Origin of the sequence: Collinsella sp. CLA-JM-H32B, assembly GCF_040098065.1 — a bacterium.
Classification (GTDB): Bacteria; Actinomycetota; Coriobacteriia; order Coriobacteriales; family Coriobacteriaceae; genus Collinsella.
On record NZ_JBBNNA010000001.1, the window covers coordinates 25,139 to 45,037 of the forward strand.

Annotated in this window: 17 protein-coding genes and 1 tRNA gene; 14 read left to right on the forward strand and 4 right to left on the reverse strand. The window is 58.8% G+C overall.

Annotation, left to right across the window (positions count from 1 at the left end; all coding sequences use genetic code 11):
* Positions 1-215 precede the first annotated feature (215 nt).
* From AAA138_RS00090 to AAA138_RS00100, 3 genes are all read right to left on the reverse strand, one after another.
* Positions 216-1,547 (reverse strand): ATP-binding protein, encoded by a 1,332-nt coding sequence (locus tag AAA138_RS00090; RefSeq protein ID WP_222846629.1) that lies wholly within the window; start codon positions 1,545-1,547, stop codon positions 216-218.
* A gap of 271 nt (positions 1,548-1,818) precedes the next feature.
* Complete coding sequence (locus AAA138_RS00095; protein ID WP_349089108.1) at positions 1,819-2,343, reverse strand: hypothetical protein; 525 nt, start codon at positions 2,341-2,343, stop codon at positions 1,819-1,821.
* 2 nt (positions 2,344-2,345) lie between these two features.
* Positions 2,346-2,762 (reverse strand): DUF3830 family protein, encoded by a 417-nt coding sequence (locus AAA138_RS00100; protein WP_154518619.1) that lies wholly within the window; start codon positions 2,760-2,762, stop codon positions 2,346-2,348.
* A gap of 600 nt (positions 2,763-3,362) precedes the next feature.
* On the opposite strand from AAA138_RS00100, the gene arcC reads away from it, so the two are divergent.
* Positions 3,363-4,325: a carbamate kinase gene (gene arcC / locus AAA138_RS00105; protein WP_055310076.1), complete on the forward strand. Its 963-nt coding sequence runs from the start codon at positions 3,363-3,365 to the stop codon at positions 4,323-4,325.
* A gap of 200 nt (positions 4,326-4,525) precedes the next feature.
* Here the strand turns inward: arcC and AAA138_RS00110 are convergent, their stop codons facing one another.
* Positions 4,526-5,221: a C39 family peptidase gene (locus AAA138_RS00110; protein WP_349089109.1), complete on the reverse strand. Its 696-nt coding sequence runs from the start codon at positions 5,219-5,221 to the stop codon at positions 4,526-4,528.
* Between the two features lie 667 nt (positions 5,222-5,888).
* Here AAA138_RS00110 and AAA138_RS00115 point away from each other — a divergent pair.
* The 13 genes from AAA138_RS00115 to AAA138_RS00175 all read left to right on the forward strand — a co-directional run bounded on the left by AAA138_RS00115 (position 5,889) and on the right by AAA138_RS00175 (position 19,837).
* Positions 5,889-7,346, forward strand: coding sequence for an APC family permease (locus AAA138_RS00115; protein WP_349089110.1), 1,458 nt, complete (start codon positions 5,889-5,891; stop codon positions 7,344-7,346).
* A 124-nt stretch (positions 7,347-7,470) separates the two neighbouring features.
* Positions 7,471-8,748 carry an amidohydrolase family protein gene (locus AAA138_RS00120; RefSeq protein WP_055310078.1) on the forward strand — a complete coding sequence of 426 codons (1,278 nt, stop codon included), beginning with the start codon at positions 7,471-7,473 and terminating at the stop codon, positions 8,746-8,748.
* 112 nt (positions 8,749-8,860) lie between these two features.
* Positions 8,861-10,252: a histidine kinase gene (locus tag AAA138_RS00125; protein WP_349089111.1), complete on the forward strand. Its 1,392-nt coding sequence runs from the start codon at positions 8,861-8,863 to the stop codon at positions 10,250-10,252.
* Between the two features lie 38 nt (positions 10,253-10,290).
* Entirely contained in the window at positions 10,291-11,025 is a 735-nt protein-coding gene (locus AAA138_RS00130) for a response regulator (protein WP_349089112.1), read from the forward strand.
* A 91-nt stretch (positions 11,026-11,116) separates the two neighbouring features.
* On the forward strand, positions 11,117-12,061 hold the full coding sequence (locus AAA138_RS00135) for a zinc dependent phospholipase C family protein (protein ID WP_349089113.1): 945 nt from the start codon (positions 11,117-11,119) through the stop codon (positions 12,059-12,061).
* A 224-nt stretch (positions 12,062-12,285) separates the two neighbouring features.
* A complete protein-coding gene (locus AAA138_RS00140) occupies positions 12,286-13,536 on the forward strand; it encodes an MFS transporter (RefSeq protein WP_349089114.1) in 1,251 nt (416 codons plus the stop codon).
* A 182-nt stretch (positions 13,537-13,718) separates the two neighbouring features.
* Positions 13,719-14,906 (forward strand): glycosyltransferase, encoded by a 1,188-nt coding sequence (locus tag AAA138_RS00145; protein WP_349089115.1) that lies wholly within the window; start codon positions 13,719-13,721, stop codon positions 14,904-14,906.
* Positions 14,903-16,246 (forward strand): histidine kinase, encoded by a 1,344-nt coding sequence (locus AAA138_RS00150; protein WP_349089116.1) that lies wholly within the window; start codon positions 14,903-14,905, stop codon positions 16,244-16,246. The genes AAA138_RS00145 and AAA138_RS00150 overlap by 4 nt, the downstream gene beginning before the upstream one ends.
* A gap of 72 nt (positions 16,247-16,318) precedes the next feature.
* Positions 16,319-17,035: a response regulator gene (locus tag AAA138_RS00155; RefSeq protein WP_118238181.1), complete on the forward strand. Its 717-nt coding sequence runs from the start codon at positions 16,319-16,321 to the stop codon at positions 17,033-17,035.
* Between the two features lie 91 nt (positions 17,036-17,126).
* The gene (locus AAA138_RS00160; protein WP_161115171.1) at positions 17,127-17,594 is read left to right on the forward strand and encodes a YfcE family phosphodiesterase; all 468 of its coding nucleotides are present in this window, start codon (positions 17,127-17,129) and stop codon (positions 17,592-17,594) included.
* 408 nt (positions 17,595-18,002) lie between these two features.
* A tRNA-Asp gene (locus AAA138_RS00165) sits at positions 18,003-18,080 on the forward strand.
* Between the two features lie 344 nt (positions 18,081-18,424).
* Positions 18,425-18,910, forward strand: a complete 486-nt coding sequence (locus AAA138_RS00170; protein WP_118080686.1) for an Rrf2 family transcriptional regulator — start codon at positions 18,425-18,427, stop codon at positions 18,908-18,910.
* Positions 18,911-18,931: 21 nt separating this feature from the next.
* On the forward strand, positions 18,932-19,837 hold the full coding sequence (locus AAA138_RS00175) for an adenine glycosylase (RefSeq protein ID WP_349089117.1): 906 nt from the start codon (positions 18,932-18,934) through the stop codon (positions 19,835-19,837).
* The last annotated feature ends 62 nt before the right edge of the window (positions 19,838-19,899 follow it).

Genomic DNA, 19,899 nt, shown 5'->3' on the forward strand with positions numbered 1-19,899 from the left:
TCCCCGCAGGTGCGGTAAGGGCTACCGCACGGGCCGATACTCAAAGCCCATTGTGGCATCCCGAGCCCGCGGAAAGAAGCTGCGCCGCGGGGGAGGCGACCCAAATGGCTTTCTCATATCGTCTTGTCCCGGTCGCTGTTTCGCGGCTTTGCCGCGAAAGCTCGCGCCACTTTGGGGATGGATGGAGGGCGTGGCTGGATTGCGGATTCAAATGGCTAGAGAGATATGGGCGCGAACGAGAAATCGTTATTGGGGTCATCCTTTTCCATAAACTCATCGAGACAAAACGTCATGTAGATTGGAACGTACAGAACCTTGCCCTCTTTGCTGAGATTCTCGTGGCTCAGTACAACGGCCTCGGGAATTTTGTACTCGCCCACACTCATCAGACGATCGAGGGCCGCATGCGCTCGAACTTTCTTGCCCGATTTGACCTCGATTGGGACAACATGACCGTGGACGCCTTCGATCACAAAGTCAACTTCACCGACCTCACGCGTTTGGTAGTACCATGCATCCGCCCCGAGGGCAACGAGTTCCTGCGCGACCACGTTCTCATAGAGACCACCAAGGTTGGGAGTTTTCATATCAAGATAGACAGCGCGTGCAGTGCTGCCAGGGTATCGCGATGCGAGCATGCCTGTATCAGACTCGTATAGTTTGAAGGCTGTCGTTTTCTCCGTCCTCTTGAGAGGACTCCGTGGCTCCGTCACCCTGGCGACCATCAATCCAACACCTGCGTTAACAAGCCACAGGAAATCCTGCTCATATTTTTTAAGGCGAGCTCCCTCACCCAGAGACGAAACAACAAAGCGATGAGACTCCGCCTCAAGCTGAACGGGAATTTGCTCAAAAATCGACCGAACGTTAAACGCTCGAGTCGATGCATATTTTGAGATATCGCTTTTGTACTGATCGACCAGCTGAGTTTGAAGCTCACGTGTGCTCACGAGCGAATAACCCGAATCAATATAATTCTGAACGACCTCCGGCATGCCGCCGCAAACGATATAAGCTCTATAGTTCTTGAGCATCGCCTCATGAATATAGTTTTCGACAGGATGTTTCTCGACAAGGCAGCTGCGAATGCCTGCAAGCACATTCTCGCTGACGCTGTTTGCCCAACAAAACTCTTCAAAATCCATCGGGCGCATAACAATGTGCTCTACATACCCCACCGGAAAAGAAGAGATCCCCTTAAACTCAGTCCCAAGCATAGACCCCGAGAAGACATAGCTAAAGCGCCCATCCTCGACCAACGCCTTCATGAGTGTAACGATCTGCGGATACTCCTGAATCTCATCGACAAAGACAAGCGTATCGCCCTCAACAAGCGGCGCATCCGCAAGAAGGGCTACGCGGTTGATAAAGTCAACGGAGTTCTTTGCGCCAACAAGTGCATTCCTTGCTTCGACATCGAGTAGTAAATTGACCTCAAAATACGACGCGTAGTTGCTTTTTCCAAACGCGCGAATCGCATAGCTCTTGCCAATCTGACGCGCACCAGTAACGAGTAATGCCTTATTGGAGTTATTCTTCCAGCTCAAAAGCCTATCAGTGACCTTACGGCGTAGCATTAAACCCCCAAATGACAAAAATTAACAGATAGAATCGCCTAAAATCATACAAAAATTGGCAGATAATATTGTCGTAAATATACAAAAATTGGGAGATAGCAAAGGTTCGAATAGGCCTCAAAGCCACTGAAACAGTGCTCTACTTTGCGAAGGGGCTGGGGACGCTGTTGGGTGCGTCTCCAGCCCTCTGATTCTTACTTTGGATCCCGATGGTGGGGTGTTGTCGGTGCTGCTTGCTTGGTTACCTTGTCTCGCCGGACTCTGTGCGTAGGCGGTAGCCGTGGACGAGGTCGCTAATAGCCGGCCAGGGAATCTGGCGGTCGACCCAAAATTGGAGCTGGACCAGATAGCGCTCGGTGGCGCGGGTGAGGGCCGCGAACTGTTCGTGAGTCTCAACCTGGGCGTAGAGGTCGCGGCTGTGGGCGAGGATTGCCGTCGTGTCATCCATTTTGCCGGTGACGTCGAAGGCGCCCGAGAACCAGTCGCACAGGCGTGCGGCACTGTTTTTGATCGTTGCGAGGTCGGCGGTGCCGTCGTTGGCGTTTTCGTTGGCCTGGGCTCGCAGGAGGGAGAGGGCGTCGGCGGCGTTCATGCAGTAACCGACGGTGAAGTTCCAGACGGCGAATTCGCGGCCGGTGTCGAGTTTGCGGCGGCGCATGTAGTCGATGTCACGCGGTTCCTCGAGCATCATTTGATCGGCGAGGGCCTCAAGTGCAGTGGTGTACTCGGCAAGGTCGAGCGTGAGCAGATTGTTGATATCCATCATCTTTAGGCCTCCGTTTCGATCTCGACGATTTCGTTTTTAATGTACATGCCCTGGTTGTCCCAGACATTGCGGCAGGCGGCGGCAAAACGCTCGCGGTCGGCTTCGCAGATGCGGGCGAACATGTTGCAGGTGCCAAAGGGCTCGCACACGTCAAAGAAGATGCAGATTGACGACCATCCGCCATACCAGCTCACGGCGCCCGCTGGCTCGTGAAAGACGGGGTTCTCGATGTGCTCGTAATTGGCGATGGGGCCCGAGACAGGATAGGTTACCTCGGCATCGCAGATCTTGGCCGAAAAGATACGTGACTCGACTGGACAGGATGATTCGAACAGCTTGCATGCCTCGGGAGCCTTGTCCCAGAGCATGTCGGCGAGAAACGTCTCGCCATTCAGCGTGATCTTGAGCATTTTTGTCATAGTAAGGACCTCCTCAATCCGTCGCTCAAGGGGTTCGCTGGCGGATAAGGAGAAGACAGCAGCGGGGTCGCCGAACCCAAACTTCACGACAAATCTCTGTCGCCCCAGCCCGCGCTGTTCTTCGCTAAAGTACCATGCAGCAATTGCGCGCAATATCAGTTTTTGATTTTCTGGAAGCGGCAATCGACGAGACGGCTCGCCGGCTGCCGGCCGACGCGCGGTATGGGCGCTCGTCTATTCCTTAAGTTGGATGAAAAACGCCATGTTATTGCAGGGCTGCATACTCGTCCAATAAGTGCATAGAATCTCGTATAGTGCGAGTAAGATTTTGCGCTGTCTGTTTTATGTTTAGCAAAGATAAAGTTTGCATAATCTGGTCTAATCCCTGCTCTATTAAAATAAAGTTGCACGTAAATGACGTAGATATGCTTGAGCTGGGGTTCTGTACGCTGAGCGGATAAAAACGACCGTTCACCGTTCAGCTATTTTCAAAATGAATAAAATGAGCGATAAAGAGAATATAAACCTTAATAAACTCGCGTATCGCACGGGCGCGGGTTATTAATGGGTTGTAGGCCTTTTACAGAAAGGATTCCAGCAATGTCTAAGCCTCTTGGCAAGCCCGATCGTATCGTCGTCGCCCTTGGCGGTAACGCCCTCGGCAACAACCCCGTTGAGCAGATCGAGGCCGTGAGCAACACCGCTCACGCTCTCCTCGGCCTGATCGAGCAGGGCAACGAGATCATCATCACCCACGGCAACGGCCCGCAGGTTGGCATGATCCAGAACGCCTTCGCCGCTGCCCACGACGCCATCGGCACCCCCGAGATGCCGCTGCCCGAGTGCGGCGCCATGTCCCAGGGCTACATCGGCTATCACCTGCAGCAGGGCATTGGCCGCGAGATGCACAAGCGCTATAAGCGTTGGCACGCCGCCACCGTCGTCACCCAGATCGAGTGCGACCCGGATGATCCTGCGTTCAAGAACCCGACCAAGCCGATCGGCCCCTTCTACACCGAGGAGCAGGCCAAGGAGTTCATGGCCGAGGATCCTTCCAAGGTCTTCGTCGAGGATTCCGGCCGCGGCTGGCGTCGCGTCGTCGCTTCCCCCGATCCCAAGAAGATCGTCGAGGCTGACTCCATCCTCAACCTGCTCGACAACGAGTTCATCGTCATCGCCTGCGGTGGCGGCGGCATCCCCGTCGTCCGCGACTACGAGAACAAGGGCTGCTATAAGGGCGTTCCCGCCGTCATCGACAAGGACCTGGGCGGCGAGCTGCTGGCCGAGGACTGCGACGCCGACGTTCTGTTCCTGCTGACCGCCGTTGAGCATGTCGCCATCAACTTTGGCAAGCCCAACCAGGAGGAGCTCGAGGACATCACCGCCGACGAGGCCGAGCGCCTGGCCGACGAGGGCCAGTTCGGCAAGGGTTCCATGGAGCCCAAGGTCCGCGCTGCCATCAAGTTTGCCCGTTCCCGCAAGGGCCGCACCTGCATCATCGGTGCTCTGGACAAGGCCGCCGAGACCATGGCCGGCCTCTCCGGTACCCGCATCCACGAGTAGTCTCTACTCTGTTGCCTCTCTCGTGGGCGCCAGGCAAAGCGCCCGCAAACTAGCCTCTCTTCATGAGCCCCGCAGTCCGCTCCGGCTGCGGGGCTTTTGTTTCAGCCCGGCACTTGGGGACGTTCCTTTCCTGCCGGCAGCTTGGGACAGTCCCTAAAGGCTGTCCCCAACGACCACTCATTTAAGTCTGTCCCCAATGACTAGTAGTAGGCCCACATGGCTTCGGCTTCATTGAGGACCTCTACGACGCCCCAGCGGCGGGCGCTACGGCTGGGCGAATTGGGATCGTAGACACCGATCTGGTCGGCGTCGTCAATGCCGTAGAGCACGATGTAATGACCCACGTTGGTAAACGTGCCGGGACGCACGGCGGCGATTACGGGGGCACCTGAGCGCAAGGCCTGGGCCATCGAGTCTCGATCGTTGTAGAGCTGCGTCCCGTTAAGCCCCAGCTGCCATGCGCCGCTCGTCATAAATGACCACTCGGTGGCACCGGTGGGGGCATAGTTGCCCGCCTCGGAAAGGGCGCACATATCTGCCGGTGTCATATCGGTGCGCCCCGTTTTAAAGATGTAGACCATGGTGAGGCAGGTAGGGCCGCAGGCATTTTGGCGGATGGTACCGCCGGCGTAGGGCAGCTCCGACCATGCGGGGTCAATCTGGTAGATATGCGGCATGGTGCCGGCACTCCACTGCGAACGCGGGGTCGAAAAAGCAAACGAGTAGCCGAGTGCGACCGGGGCTTTGAGGAGCTTTTCCTCGGCGGTGGGCTCTAGACCGGCAGAGCCATGCGAGGCACACGACCCCAGATACACAAAGGCCAGACATGCCATGATGGAGCACAGGGCAAGACGGAGACGATGAATCTGCGGATTGGCGGCCCTGGCACGTCCCATCGGCCGTGGCTGCTTTGCGCCGCGTCCGCCGCGGGGCTTCGAAAAGAAACGGCTGATGTGATCGCCAGACTTTCGCCGATCGTATTTCTGCCGCCGAGGCACTTCGGCCCGGCGTTGACAGGTGCCCGAGTATGGGCGATCCGTCTGGCGCGTGTTGGCATTCTGCGGCATAGACGACGAGGGGCGATTCTGCGGACGCTGCGGGTTCTGCGGCCCGTCGTTGTCAGAAACACTCCTGGATGTTGGCGTGGTACGCCCGGCAAGGCGAACGTTTCGCTGCCGTTCGCCGTCATTGTATTCATATGCCATTTGTACCGCCTCGTCTCATGTATAACCCGTTCATCCTACAAAAAAGACGTGCAGCAAATGAGCACGTGCGACAAAAGTTCGATAAACGGCACGAACAGGGTGGGCTTGGCGCCATAAAGCGACACCTTCCGCGAGCAATCGAATCGCGCCATCAAAACGGGCGCTCGCACCGAGTGGCGCCCCTCGCCGTTCGTCCCAAAAACGGCGCCGCTCGTTTTGCAGTTCTGCCTTCGGTCGAGCTACAAGCGGAGCTGCTGCGCCAAGGCCGTATCTTAAAGCCACGAAATAAAAGAGCGCGGCGAAACGGACCGCGCAAGGGGTGACGTCAAGGGGCGTCAAAAAGGAAAGGAGGGGAACAATGGCGGACAAGAACGCAGAAGTTGCAGTCGAGGATAACGGCGGCATGAAGAAAACGCTTTCGCTCTGGAACTTCTTCACCATCGGTTTCGGTGCCATCATCGGTACCGGTTGGGTTCTGCAGGTCGGCGACTGGATGGTCGTGGGCGGCGGTCCCGTTCCCGCTATGATCGCATTCCTCTTGGGTGCAATCTTCCTCGTGCCCGTCGGAGCTGTTTTCGGTGAGCTCACGGCTGCTATCCCCATCTCGGGCGGCATCGTCGAGTATGTCGATCGTAGCTTTGGCCGTACGCTGAGCTACATCACCGGTTGGCTTTTGGCCCTGGGCAACGGTATCCTGTGCCCGTGGGAGGCCATCGCCATTTCGACCCTCGTGTCCGAGATGTTCGGCAGCCTGCCCGGTCTTGAGTGGCTGCGCGCCGTCAAGCTCTACACCATCCTGGGCGCCGACGTTTACCTGTTCCCGACGCTGATCGCGCTCGGCTTTGCAGCCTACGTCATCTTCCTCAACTTCCGCGGTGCCAGCTCGGCCGCCAAGCTCCAGGCCTTCCTGACCAAGGCCCTGCTCTGCGGCATGCTGCTCGCCATGGGCGTCTCGCTGTTCACCGGCTCGCCGGACAACGCCATGCCCGTGTTCTCCCAGGTCACCGACGCTGGTGGCGGCAAGGCCGCTACCGAGGGCGCCAGCCTGTTCGCCGGCATCGTGTCGGTCCTGGTTCTGACCCCGTTCTTCTACGCCGGTTTCGACACCATTCCTCAGCAGGCTGAGGAAGCAGCCGAGGGCCTCAACTGGAACAAGTTCGGCAAGATCATCTCCCTGGCCCTGCTGGCCGCCGGCGGCTTCTACATGGTCTGCATCTACTCGTTCGGCACCATCCTCGACTGGCATGAGTTTGTTAAGAGCCCGGTTCCCGCGCTTGCCTGCCTCAAGGGCATCAACATGCTTCTGTACCTGGCCATGCTCGTCATCGCCACGCTTGGACCCATGGGCCCGATGAACTCCTTCTACGGCGCCACGAGCCGCATCATGCTCGCCATGGGCCGCAAGGGCCAACTGCCCGAGAAGTTCGCCGAGGTCGACCCCAAGTCCGGCGCTCCCAAGCTCGCCTGCGTTGTTCTGGGCGTCATCACCGTCATCGGTCCGTTCCTGGGCAAGAACATGCTCATCCCTCTGACCAACGTGTCGGCTCTCGCCTTCATCTTCTCCTGCGGCATGGTCGCCCTCGCTTGCCTGCGCATGCGCTTCACCGAGCCCGACCTGCCTCGTCCCTACGAGGTGCCCGGCGGCAAGTTTGGCATCGGCCTCGCTATCGCTGCCTGCGCCATCATCATCGGTCTGCTCGTGATTCCGTTCTCTCCCGCCTCCCTCAACATGGTGGAGTGGAGCATCGTGATCGGCTGGTTGGCTATTGGCCTGGCCCTCATGGCTTTCACCAATTCCCGCAAAAGTAACGCCTAGCCGGGGCGGATCGGGTGCGCGGGACCCTCTCTCCCGCGCACTGAACCCGGCACCATTTGGGTAGCTTTGTGAGGCCTTAACCCAACACGGCCTCGCCCACTATATGGATCCATAAGGAGGAACCATGTCCACTAAGTATGCAATCGTTGGCGGCAAGCTCATCGACGGTACCGGTGCCGAGCCGGTCGAGAACTCCCTCGTTCTCGTCGACGACAACGGCAAGATCGAGTACGCCGGCACTATGCAGGACCTTCCCGAGGGCGTTGAGGTCATCGACGCCGCCGGCAAGACCGTCCTTCCTGGCCTGATCGACACCCATCTGCACTTCTCGGGCAACCTGACCGACGATGACACCGATTGGGTTATGCAGCCGCTCCTCGAGAAGCAGGCCGTCGCCGTCAAGCAGGCCTACGACTGCCTCACCCACGGCCTCACCACTGTCTGCGAGATCGGCCGCTTTGGTATCCAGATCCGCGACTGCATCGACAAGGGCGTCTTTAAGGGCCCGCGCGTTCTGGCCACCGGTCTGGGCTTCTGCCGTGTTGCCGGTCACGGCGACTCCCACCACTGCACCCAGGAGCTCAACAAGGAATCCCACCCCTGGGGCGACCAGGTCGACGGTCCTTGGGATCTGCGCAAGGCCGTCCGTCGTCGCCTGCGCGAGAACCCCGATGCCATCAAGATCTGGGCCACCGGTGGCGGCATCTGGCGCTGGGATTCCGGTCGCGACCAGCACTATTGCTCCGAGGAGATCCAGGCCGTGGTCGAAGAGGCAAAGATGGTCGGCATCCCCGTGTGGAGCCACTGCTACAACAACCACGCCGCCGCCTATGATTCCGTCCGCTTTGGCTGCGAGCAGCTGATTCACGGCTTCGATATTGATGAGCGCACCATGGACCTCATGGCCGAGCAGGGTACCTTCTTCACCCCGACGATTGCCTTCCTGCCCACCTGGTACGCCACCTATCCGCCCGTCTACGTTCCCGAGCTGCACGACAAGTACGAGGGCACCCTGGTCGAGAAGGAGCTGCAGCGCAACTACGACTGCCTGCGCGAGGCTAAGAAGCGCGGCGTCGTCATGACGATCGGCTCCGACTCCTTCTCCTTCGTCACCCCGTACGGCACCTGCTCCATCGAGGAGATGTACGAGTTCGTCGACAAGATCGGCTTCACCCCGGTCGAGACCATCACCTGCGCCACCCTCAACGGTGCCAAGATGTGTCACATCGAGGACGAGACCGGTTCCATCGAGGCCGGTAAGTGCGCCGACCTGCTGGTCGTCAACGGTGACGTCGCCGCCGACATCCACGTGCTCAACACCGACAACATGGACGTCATCATGAAGGACGGCTGGATTGTCGAGGCCGGTACCTTCGGCGAGGCAAACAAGTACAGCGCCTAAGCTACCGTTCATCGATGGCTTGATGTAAAACACAGTATTTGATTGCATAATGCAATGGAGAGGGTCGCTTGCGGCCCTCTTTATTGCTATGGGGTGCGTCAGTAAGAAGGGGATGACGGTGGATCTCAATAGGCTGATTCTGGGCAAGAGTTACAACTCTACCAAGGTTTTTCGCACGGCCCAGCATGTGGTTCAGGCTATCCTGCTCGGCATTGTCGTTCCGGCGCTTATCCTGCTGCTTATCTGGGATCTAACCGATAATCCCAATCCTGTTCCGGGCGTTGTCGTTATTGCCGGCATGGTCATGCTGTGCTTCTTCTTCTCGTATGTCTTTGTGGTCCCCGACGACCTCACATCGAGCGCAACCGACCGTACGCTCGCCATCGCATCAAAAATATTCGCCTATACGTCGCGCGGTCTTACGCCCGAAGCGGCCCTGGGTGCCTCTAAAATCATCCTGTCCGAGACCATCGCTTCTGCCATCTGCTTTACCGACGGCAAGCAGGTGCTGGCAAGCTGGGGCGAGGACTCGGCAAAGTGCCCTGCCGGAACCCCGGTAGTGCTCAAGACCACGCTCAGTGTGATTGAGACGGGCGAGCAGAGCGTTTTTTCGCGTGACGCCTCCAGTGAGACGGGCGGTTATTTTCCCCGCCTGCGCGCCGGCATTGTCGCGCCGCTTACCGTGCGCGGGCATTGCGTGGGCACACTCGAGCTGTATTACCCGCGCCTGAGCAGCATCGATATGCGCCAGACGGCGCTTGCCTCGGGTTTCGCCGATCTCATTTCCACGCAGCTCGCGAGCTTTGAGCTCGAGCGCCAGGACGAGCTTACGGCCCGCGTGGAGCTGCGTGCCCTGCAGTCGCAGGTCGACCCGCATTTTCTGTTCAATACCATTAGCACGATCGTGTCGCTCGTTCGAACCGAGCCCGACAAGGCGCGATCGCTGCTGATCGACTTCTCCAACTATTATCGTCAGACGCTTTCTGACTCCGATACGCTCACCACGCTCGAACACGAGGTGGAACAGGGCACTCGTTATATCAATCTTATGCAGGCCCGGTATGGCGACGGCCGTCTGCGCGTTTCGGTCGACATCGACTTTGAGGTGCGCGACAGCCTGGTACCGCCGTTTATCTTGCAGCCGCTGCTCGAAAACTGTATCAAGCATGCGCAGCGCGAGACTGAGTCGCTTTCTATTCGTGTTAGGGCTTTTGAGACCGATGACGGCTTGGAGATCATCGTCGAAGATGACGGCATCGGTATGAGCGAAGAAGTCTGTGCGCATCTGTTTGAGCAGCATCGCCGAGAGGAGCCCGAAAGCATTACCGCCGACGGCTCCGTCAAGCGAGGCTGCGGCCTGGCGCTCTTCAACGTGCTTCAGCGCATCCATTTCTTTTACGGAGAAGATTCTGGCATGCGTGTGAAGTCCCAGGAGGGCGTGGGAACGCAGGTCATCGTTGAGTTGAACGGCGAGCCGCATGAGCCGGCGCCGCTAACGGTGTAGCACGCGGTTGGATTGAGAGAAAAAGAGGGGAAGCGCATATGTCCGAAGGCTGGAACATCTTGGTGGTTGATGACGAACCTCCAATTAGGGCTGAGCTACGCTATCTGTTGGAAAAGGATGCGCGTGTGGGCCAGATTGCCGAGGCGGGCAATGTCACCGAAGCCGTGGAGTCGATTCTGTCGAACAAGCCCGACGTGCTGTTTTTAGACATTACCATGCCCGGTCGCTCGGGAATTGAACTTGCCGAGACGCTGCAGAACCTAAAGACACCGCCGGTCGTGGTGTTTGTGACGGCATTTGCCGAGTATGCGGCCGATGCCTATAACCTCGATGCCGTCGATTACATCGTCAAGCCGGTCGAGGATGCCCGCCTGTCAAAGGCACTCGACAAGATCGAGACCGCCCTGGGCGCCCGCCGTGTCGTTCATGCTCCGCGCCAGCCTTTGCGCTTGACGGTGGATCGTGGGGGTAAAAAGGTGTTCATTCCCGTGGCGGATGTCTGCTACTTTGAGGCGCGCGCCGATTTTTGCAACGCCGTCTGCGCCGAGGGAACATACCTGATTAACGAGTCGATTTCCTCGCTCGAGCGGCGCTTGGCCTCCGAGGGCTTTATCCGTGTCCACCGCAGCTATCTGGTCAATTTGGAAGACGTGCACAATGTCGAGATCGGTTCCACGGGTCTTATGGAGCTCAGGCTCGATCGCGTAACCTCGACGGTGCCCGTGTCCCGTCGTCGTGCTGCCGAGGTCAAATCGCACTTGGGGCTAGCGTAAGGGTCGGTGTGTCATCGTTTGCCGTTACAGGTTTGGCATGACTGTGCGGTGGGCATAATGGATTGCATCGAATGAAATCGAAAGGATCATTATGCCCGCGCTTATTACGCATCATCTGTTTGGCGAGGAAAGCATCGACCGTCTTCCGCAGGGCGTCATTACGTCCGACGAGGAACGCATCGCCTTTATCCTGGGCAACCAGGGTCCCGACCCGTTTTTCTTCCACATCCTGACGCCGCGCGTTTCCGACTGCACGCTGCTGGCGCAGGTCATGCACCGCTCGCGTATGTCGCGCCAGTTCTCGTGCCTGCGCGACGGCGTGTCCCATCTGCTCCCGCGCGATGCCAACTTGGGCCGCGCCTTTGCGCTGGGCCTGCTGTCGCACTACGTGCTCGACCGTAATGCTCACCCCTTTGTCTACGAGCAGCAGTTTGGCATTGTCGAATCCGATCCCGAGCTGGGGGATTCGGGCAGTCAAGTTCATGCGGTGCTCGAAAGTGACCTGGACGTGTTGATGCTGCAGCTCAAGCGCGACGGGGCCACGGCCGAGGACTATCCGCCGGCGGGCGAGATCGTCACCACCGACCGCATCAATCGTGTCGCCGGCGTGCTGATGAGCTATGTCGCCGGGCGTGTGTACGGTATCGATATCCCGGCGGGGGAGTACGGAGCCGCCGTTGCCGACATGCAGCTGCTCTATCGCACCATTGAACCGGCGGGCTCGGCCAAGACGCGTGCAATTGCCCTGGTCGAGGGCTTGGTACACGACTACTCCCTGCTCGATGGCCTTGCTCACCGCGTGACGACCGAGCCGCCCGAGCGCACCGGCAATCTGGGCCATCTGACGTGGAAGAATCCCTTTACCGATGGGGTCTCGAACGAGAGCTTCCCCGAGGTCTTTGACCGCGCGCTGGCCGATTACGGGTGCACGGTCGCCCGATTCACCGAAACGGGCGACATGGAGGCCGTGACCGGTCACGTCAACTACAGCGGCCGCGTGCTCGGCGCCGACGAGGAGTTCGACCGCGAGGAATAACAAGCTGACTCATAAGTTGCGGTGGAATAGTTCTTGCTTGGACTCCTGGAGTCCTTGAATAGGAACTATTCCACCGCAACTGCGTTGGAGCGCGAGGAGTTTGTTCCGGGCAAAGGCCGCGGGTGTCGCTCTCGGCCCCTTTGCCGAATCCTTACCGGTGCCTCTGTGCAATTGGGGTACGATGAACTAACTGCATATCGGGCGAATACGAAGGGTCCCTGTCCATGAAATACACCAAGCTCGAGCGTAACTGGGTCATGTACGATGTGGGAAACTCGGCCCTCGTGCTGCTCAATACCTCGGTGGTGCCCATCTACTTTAACGCCATCAATACCGGTGCTTCCTCGGCAGACCTGGTGGTCGCTTGGGGCAACGCACAGACGATTGCCTCGCTGGTCATTGCCATGCTCATGCCCATTCTGGGCGCGCTTGCCGATTACGCCGGCAACAAGATCAAGTTCTTCTTGGGCTTCTTCCTCACGGGCCTGGTTCTTTGCCTGTCGCAGGCTATCCCAATGTCCGCCATGGCATTTTTGACCGTGTACGTGCTGTGCACCATCGGCCTTAACTCTTCTATGACGTTCTACGACGCCATGCTGCCCGACATTACCACCGACGAGCGCATGGACGCCGTGTCCAGCTCGGGCTATGCCTGGGGCTACATCGGTTCTACCGTGCCGTTCATCATCTGCCTGGCGCTTATCATGGGTGGCCCCGCTCTTGGCGTCCCCACCATGCTGGCAACGCGTCTGTCGTTTATCATCACTGGTGCCTGGTGGCTCATCTTTACCCTGCCGCTCATTCGCACCTATAAGCAAAAGTACGGTCGCGAGCGCGGTCCCGAGGACACCATCGGCCACATCGTGGGCGGCGTGTTCTCCGAGGTCGGACACACCATGCGCGAGATCGCCCACAACAAGACCGTGCTGGTCTACATGATCGCGTTCTTCTTCTACATCGACGGTGTGCACACGGTCATTTCCATGGCAACCAGCTACGGGTCGGCTCTGGGCATCGACTCGACCCAACTGGTGCTGGCTCTGCTCGTTACGCAGTTTGTGGCCTTCCCGTCCGCCATCATCTACGGCAAGCTCGCCGGACGCGTGGGCACGCTCAACATGATCTTGGTGGCCGTCGCCGCCTACATGGGCATCGTGCTCTTTGCCGCGTTTTTCTTAAAGACTGCCTTTGAGTTTTGGGTGCTCGCTATTTTGGTCGGCCTGTTCCAAGGCGGCGTGCAGGCGCTGAGCCGCAGCTACTTCGGTCGTATTATCCCTAAGGAAAAGTCCAACGAGTACTACGGCTTCTTCGATATCTTTGGCCGTTACGCAAGCGTTATGGGCACCTTCCTGGTGTCGGTTGTCACCTCGCTGACCGGCAACCCGTCGCTGGGCGTCCTTTCTATTGGTGTTCTGCTGGTTGTTGGCTTTGTGCTGCTGGTCCGTCTGTCCCGCATGGCTCAGGCGGCGGCGTAAGGCAACCGGGCTCAGTGCAGCATTTGTGCCTATCTGCAGTACTCTTTTGGAAGTAGCCGCATAAATCATTCTGACTTCCGAACAATGTTTAGCCCAAGTGGGTATGATGGAATCAGCTAGGTCGCGGGGCGTCGCCTGTGTTTGGCGGCGCCCCGTTTTTGTGTTGCAAGGAGGGCAAAGGTATGAACGCCACGGTTGTGATCCCAACATATTGGGCGGGCGATGATACCCAAGCAAACGCTCCCGGCACCTACGATCACTCGACGTCGCTCAATGCCGCCAACCCGGAACTCGATCGCTGCCTGACTTCGCTCGAACAGGTGCGCGACATTCCGCGCATCATTCTCTTGGTGGTCTGTCCGGTTTCTGCCACGGCCGACGTATCCCATCGCGTGCACGAAATCGTCAATGCGCATCCCACACTTAAGGTCACCATCGTTACCAATACTCAGGCTTCGCGTGTTGCCGACCGCGTGGCGCAGATTGCGCCCAAAGGCTCGGGCGAGTGCGTGAGCCTGCGCGGCTACGGTGCCATCCGCAACATGGGTCTTGCCTGCGCGGCGGTGCTGGGGCACGACGCGGTTGTGTTTTTGGATGACGACGAGACCGTCATCGATGCCGACTTTATGAAGCGTGCGACCTATGCACTGGGTCAACAGACGCGTCAGGGCCTGCCGATTTTAGTCAAGAGCGGATACTTTTACGATCGCGACGGGTCGCCGCTGGCTCCCACGGACAAAGTGGGCATTTGCCATCGCTGGTGGACCAAGCGTATCGAGTTCAATCGCTGGATGAAAAAGGCGCTTTCGGGCACCCGCATCTCGCGCTCCAATTACGTGTGCGGCGGCCTTGTGGCCCTGCATGCCCGCGCCTTTACGCGCGTGGCCTTCGACCCGTTTATCACCCGCGGCGAGGATCTGGACTACCTGTTTAACATGCGCATGTTCGGCTATGACGTGTGGTTCGATAACGAGTGGACCGTGCGCCACCTGCCGCCCGAGTCCGAGAAGCGCTCGCCGCGCTTTATGCAGGACGTGTACCGTTGGTACTACGAGCGGGCCAAGCTGACGTTCGCTGCGCACCAAAAGGAGCTCATTCCGGTTACGGCCGCATCGCTCATGCCCTATCCGGGTCCGTGGATCTCGCGCGAGCTCGACGACCGCGTGCGCAAGACCGCCATGGTTCGCAGCATGTTTACCCGCGAGCACGAGGGGTATCTGCGCATCTGGCGTCATGGTATTGACGAGGCCAAGACCTATGCCCGCCAAAACGCCGCAAGCTACCTGCGTTTTCAGAGTTTCTGGCCCAAGATCATGGACGAACTTTGGCGCGACGCACAACTGATTAGCATCCTGGAGGGGGCTGAATGATCGACCGCCGCGCCCAGCGCGATAATTCAATTTCAATCTTTCGCATCATCGCCGTTGTCTGCGCCGTTTGCGTGTTGGTGTACTTTATCTTTGCCCTGGCGACTGGCATTGAGCCGATTGCCACGGTGATCGCCTGTGCGCTGCTGTGCATCTTCCTGTGCATCTTTATCTATTTGACGCTCAACCCCGATTCGGTACGCTCCCAGTACACCGAGGAGACGCTCTCGGTTGCCTCGGCCATGCTCGAGGACATTAAGGGCGGCCTGACGCAGGAATCGGCGCTTTTGGTGTGCCGGCGTATTCTGCCCGAGACACGTGCCATGACCGTTGCCATCACCGATGAGAGCAACGTGCTGGCCTGCGCGGGCGAGTTCGAGGAAAAGCTGCTGCCCGATTCGCCCATCCATACGCTTGCCACGCGCTACGTCATTGAGCACGGCATCGTGCAGTCGTTCAACCGCGTGGTGGACGTGGTGGGTTCGGATGGCTCGCACAACCATGTTCCCGCCGGCATCATCGCGCCCATCAAGGTGGGCGACCGCACCGTCGGCACGCTCAAGTTCTACTACAAGACCCCGCGTGCCGTCGACCGTACCCAGTATGCGCTCGCCTCGGGTTTTGCCGAGATCCTGTCCACGCAGCTCGCCATCCACGAGCTCGAGGTGCAAAAGGAACTGACGGCCCGTGCCGAGGTGCGTGCCCTGCAGGCGCAGATCAACCCGCACTTTCTGTTCAACACGCTCAACACCATCGCGTCGTTTACGCGTACCGACCCGCTGCGCGCCCGCGAGCTGCTGCGCGAGTTCTCCTCGTTCTATCGCGCCACGCTCGACAACTCGGGGTCGCTTATCCCGGTCTCGCGCGAGGTTGCCCAGACCAAGCGCTACCTGACGTTTGAGAAGGCGCGCTTTGGCGAGGACCGCGTACTGGCGACCTTCGATGTCTCCGAGGATGTCGAGGACACGTTGGTCCCGGCCTTTGTAATCCAGCCCATCGTCGAGAACGCCGTGCGGCATGGCATGGGCGATGGCGATGCCCTGCGGATCGATGTGACCGTCCATCAAGACGGCGACGACGCAATCCTGATTGCCGTGGCCGACAATGGCGTGGGCATGGACGAGGGCACCGCCGCCAGGCTGTTTGATGAGCGCTCCGCCCGCCCCGATGCCAGTTCCCCGCAAGGCGGCGGCGCCGGCGTGGCCATGCACAATATTTCTGAGCGCATCCATCGCTTTTATGGACCGCACTCTTATACGCGCGTCGAATCGGCGCCGGGCAAGGGCACCAAAGTGCTCCTGCATCTTGATTTGTCAGAGAGCATCTTTGATATTCAAGAGTAAAATAAAAGGCTATGGGCTCAACGCCAAGCGGCGGATGCCCAGCGTAGTTTGTTGACGAAAGGTTTAATCCCTATGCTGCGTGCGATGATTGTGGATGACGAGGCCCCGGCCCGTTCGGAACTTCGCTTCTTGCTCGAGCAGACGGGCAAGATCGGCACGATCACTGAGGCGTCGAGCGTCCGCTCCGCCATTGAGATGTTGATGGAAAGCCGCGTCGATGTCGTATTTCTCGATATCTCGATGCCCGGCGCTTCTGGTCTGCAGCTTGCCGAGGCACTGCATAAGCTTAAGAATCCGCCGGCGATTGTGTTTGTGACCGCGTATAGCGATCATGCCGTCGAGGCGTTCGACGTAGATGCCGTCGATTACCTCATGAAGCCGGTTGAGGAGGCACGCCTGGATCGCGCGATCGAGAAGGTCATGCAGCACGCCAAGCCCGTCACGGACAGCAAAGCCACCATCGAGCGCATTCCGGTGGAAAAGGGCGGCCGTAAGGTCCTCATCCCCGTGGATGACATTCGCTTCATCATGGCCAAGGACGATTACTCCTGTATCTATACCGTCGATGATCGTTTTCTATCGACGACTTCGTTGGCGCAGTTCGAGGCCAAGCTTTGCGACTTTGGCTTCTTTCGCGTTCATCGTCGCTATATCGTCAACTTGGCGTGCGTCACGGATGTCGAGACGGTGCCCTCGGGCGCTATCCAACTGGGCATTACGGGCGTCGACGAACGCGTGCCGGTCTCGCGCCGCCGCGTTGTGCCGCTCAAGAAGGCCCTGAGCCTCTAGTACACTGGCCCCGCAGCCCTGTAGACCAATTGTCTGCGGAGCCGTGGGGCTTTTTGCATATACGTCGAATCGGTTTTGCAGAAGGGATTCCATGAACAGTGCAAGCGCCAAGCGTATCGACATTATCTCGGACACCCACGGCTATCTTTCGCCTGCGCTCCTGGACGAGCTTAAGGGTGCGGATCTGATTATCCACGCCGGCGACCTTACGTCGGAGATGGACTACGAGCACCTGCGCACCATCGCCCCCGTGCGAGCGGTGCTGGGTAATAACGACTACTACCGCGACTACGGCCCCGATGTGGACCGCTTGGCGCTCTTTACCTACGAAGGACTCAAGTTCGCCGTAGCCCACTACCGCGAAGACCTCCCGGTTGGATCCGTAGACGTAGCTATCAACGGTCACACCCACGTAACTAAAGAAGCCCAAGTGGGCCGCTGCTTGGTCCTCAACCCAGGCAGCGCCAGCTATCCCAGAGGCACCCGAGGCCCCACCATGGCCAGAATGCTCGTAAAAGACGGCCATGTCATAAGCACCAAGTTTATTGACTTGGACTAACCGCAACAAAAACGGGGGATGCAGATTGCATCTCCCGTTTCCATTTGAGCCAAAGGCCGAAGTTCAACAACAACCATCAGACAACCTCGCCGAGGAGCACGGGGATCCCGAGCCGCGAAGCGGCGAGCAACAGCAACGGCTCGAACAATGTGACGGCCGGGAGGGTCTCCGGGGCTGAGGGCGGGGGTTAAGTTTGTCGCGAGTTCCGCACGCAAAGGAAAGCACTTAATGTGCTTTCCGTCTTGCGCAGGACTGTAGAGCAGCAAACTTAACCCCCGCCCTCAGCCCCGGAGACCCTCCCGGACAGCCAAAAAATTTTTTCAAAAAAGTTGTTGCGCGGCGGACAGACTTCTGTGTATACTAATCCCCGCAGCGCACGCGAGCGGAAACAAACGCGAACGACTGCCTGGGGAGTTAGCTCAGTTTGGTTAGAGCGCCGGCCTGTCACGTCGGAGGTCGCGGGTTCGAGCCCCGTACTTCCCGCCAACGCAATTAAAGCCACGTCTTCGGACGTGGCTTTTTGCGTTTAATAGGCCATCGATCTTATAGGCCTCTTTATTCAAATCACCACATTTGCAACGAGTGAGTCAGCCTCTACTGATATATGTGCTCAAGCAGGGGGTTTGTTGCGCAACATCTGTTCAATGAAGCAGGGGGTTCGGTTATACTAAATTGCACTGTAGGCCGTACCTGATTCATCCAGTTTTCAAGCGCGGCATTCAGTGGACACCCAATTTATAATTTGGTTGCCCAGGCGGTCATTTGGCGTCTCGACACAAGCTCGGCCCCGGAGCTCGTTCGAGCTGTTCGTATTCCTTGAAAGGGGAAACATGGACATATCGAGGAAGACTGATTATGCCCTTCGCATGCTTGCGATGCTTGCCGAGGAGCCGGAGCGGTTGCTTTCTGTTCGCACTGCTGCCGAAGAGGTCAATGTTCCGTATTCGTTTGCCCGTTCGATCCAACACGGTTTGGTTCAGGCTGGCATTGTGGAGAGCCTGCGTGGTGTTCATGGCGGCATGCGCCTTAAGGTGAGCCCCGACGATGTCACGATTCGTCAGGTTGTAGAGGCCGTTCAGGGTCCCATGGTCATGAACGACTGTACCGCCCCCGATGGCGACTGTGCGCGCATGGGCACGTGCTGCTATCATCCCCTGTGGGCCGGAGCCCAGGCGCTGATGCGCGACTATCTCGATTCCGTTTCGCTCGGCGATATCGTCGCCCATCGCCAGTTCCCGGCTGTCGATCCCAAGTTCGCCGACCGCGATGCGTTTCCCGAGTACGCCGCCTGCGCGTATGCTTGCCGGGAGGAATAGCGCCGCATAAGGAGCATTGTCATGATTCAGGACCCCTTTCGTTCGATGATTCGTTCGGAAGGGGTCCTGCGTTATCGCGACCTTCTGTGGCGTCGTACGCGCGACCCGTACATTATTTGGCTTTCCGAGGTTATGCTGCAGCAAACGCAGGTGCCGCGCGTGGAGACGCGTATGCCCGCGTGGCTCGACCGCTTTCCGACCGTACAGGCGCTCGCTCAGGCCGCTCCTTCCGACGTTTTGGATGCCTGGCAGGGGATGGGCTACAATCGGCGTGCCCTGGCGCTTCACAGAGCTGCTCAGTGCGTTATGGAAGACTGGGGTGGGGAGTTCCCACGTGAGACGCGCGATCTGGTCGCGCTGCCTGGCATCGGCCCGGCGACGGCGCAGGGCATCCGGTCGTTTGCGTTTGATCTGCCGGGTGTGTATCTGGAGACCAACGTGCGCACGGTCTTTCTGCATCATTTCTTTCCCGACGTGCCGGCCGTTCCCGATCGCGAGCTGGTGCCGCTGATTCAGGCCGCCTGTCCGGCGGCCCCTGGTGCGGCGGTGGATGAGATTGCGCCCTTTGCCGCGCCTCAAGACGATGCCGACACACCGCGCGCATGGTATTACGCGCTGCTGGATTATGGCGCGTATCTTAAGAAGACGCTGCCCAATCCGTCCAGGCGTTCGGCGAGCTATAGCCGTCAGTCTAAGTTTGAGGGCTCGCGCCGTCAAAAGCGCGCCCATATTGTGCGCATGCTGCTGGCTGCGCGCGATGGGCGGCCGGCGGGCATCACACTCGCCGAGGCCGTGGCGGGCGTCAACGAAATGGAGGCGGCGGCAGGTCGCGAGCCGGTCGATCACGATCTTGTCGCAGACATTTTGGCCGACTTGGAGCGCGAGGGCTTTTGCCGCTCCGAGGGTGACCGATGGCTAAGCGTGTAACCAACCCGAATCTGAAGAAGAGGATTGTAAGGTTTAAATTCTCGGCTTGAGGGCATCCTAAA

Coding starts and splice junctions, on each gene's coding strand:
- AAA138_RS00095 (WP_349089108.1), bottom strand. CDS start 2,343: ATGATGGATATCAACAATCTGCTCACGCTCGACCTTGCCGAGTACACC.
- AAA138_RS00100 (WP_154518619.1), bottom strand. CDS start 2,762: ATGACAAAAATGCTCAAGATCACGCTGAATGGCGAGACGTTTCTCGCC.
- arcC (WP_055310076.1), top strand. CDS start 3,363: ATGTCTAAGCCTCTTGGCAAGCCCGATCGTATCGTCGTCGCCCTTGGC.
- AAA138_RS00110 (WP_349089109.1), bottom strand. CDS start 5,221: ATGGGACGTGCCAGGGCCGCCAATCCGCAGATTCATCGTCTCCGTCTT.
- AAA138_RS00115 (WP_349089110.1), top strand. CDS start 5,889: ATGGCGGACAAGAACGCAGAAGTTGCAGTCGAGGATAACGGCGGCATG.
- AAA138_RS00120 (WP_055310078.1), top strand. CDS start 7,471: ATGTCCACTAAGTATGCAATCGTTGGCGGCAAGCTCATCGACGGTACC.
- AAA138_RS00125 (WP_349089111.1), top strand. CDS start 8,861: ATGACGGTGGATCTCAATAGGCTGATTCTGGGCAAGAGTTACAACTCT.
- AAA138_RS00130 (WP_349089112.1), top strand. CDS start 10,291: ATGTCCGAAGGCTGGAACATCTTGGTGGTTGATGACGAACCTCCAATT.
- AAA138_RS00135 (WP_349089113.1), top strand. CDS start 11,117: ATGCCCGCGCTTATTACGCATCATCTGTTTGGCGAGGAAAGCATCGAC.
- AAA138_RS00140 (WP_349089114.1), top strand. CDS start 12,286: ATGAAATACACCAAGCTCGAGCGTAACTGGGTCATGTACGATGTGGGA.
- AAA138_RS00145 (WP_349089115.1), top strand. CDS start 13,719: ATGAACGCCACGGTTGTGATCCCAACATATTGGGCGGGCGATGATACC.
- AAA138_RS00150 (WP_349089116.1), top strand. CDS start 14,903: ATGATCGACCGCCGCGCCCAGCGCGATAATTCAATTTCAATCTTTCGC.
- AAA138_RS00155 (WP_118238181.1), top strand. CDS start 16,319: ATGCTGCGTGCGATGATTGTGGATGACGAGGCCCCGGCCCGTTCGGAA.
- AAA138_RS00160 (WP_161115171.1), top strand. CDS start 17,127: ATGAACAGTGCAAGCGCCAAGCGTATCGACATTATCTCGGACACCCAC.
- AAA138_RS00170 (WP_118080686.1), top strand. CDS start 18,425: ATGGACATATCGAGGAAGACTGATTATGCCCTTCGCATGCTTGCGATG.
- AAA138_RS00175 (WP_349089117.1), top strand. CDS start 18,932: ATGATTCAGGACCCCTTTCGTTCGATGATTCGTTCGGAAGGGGTCCTG.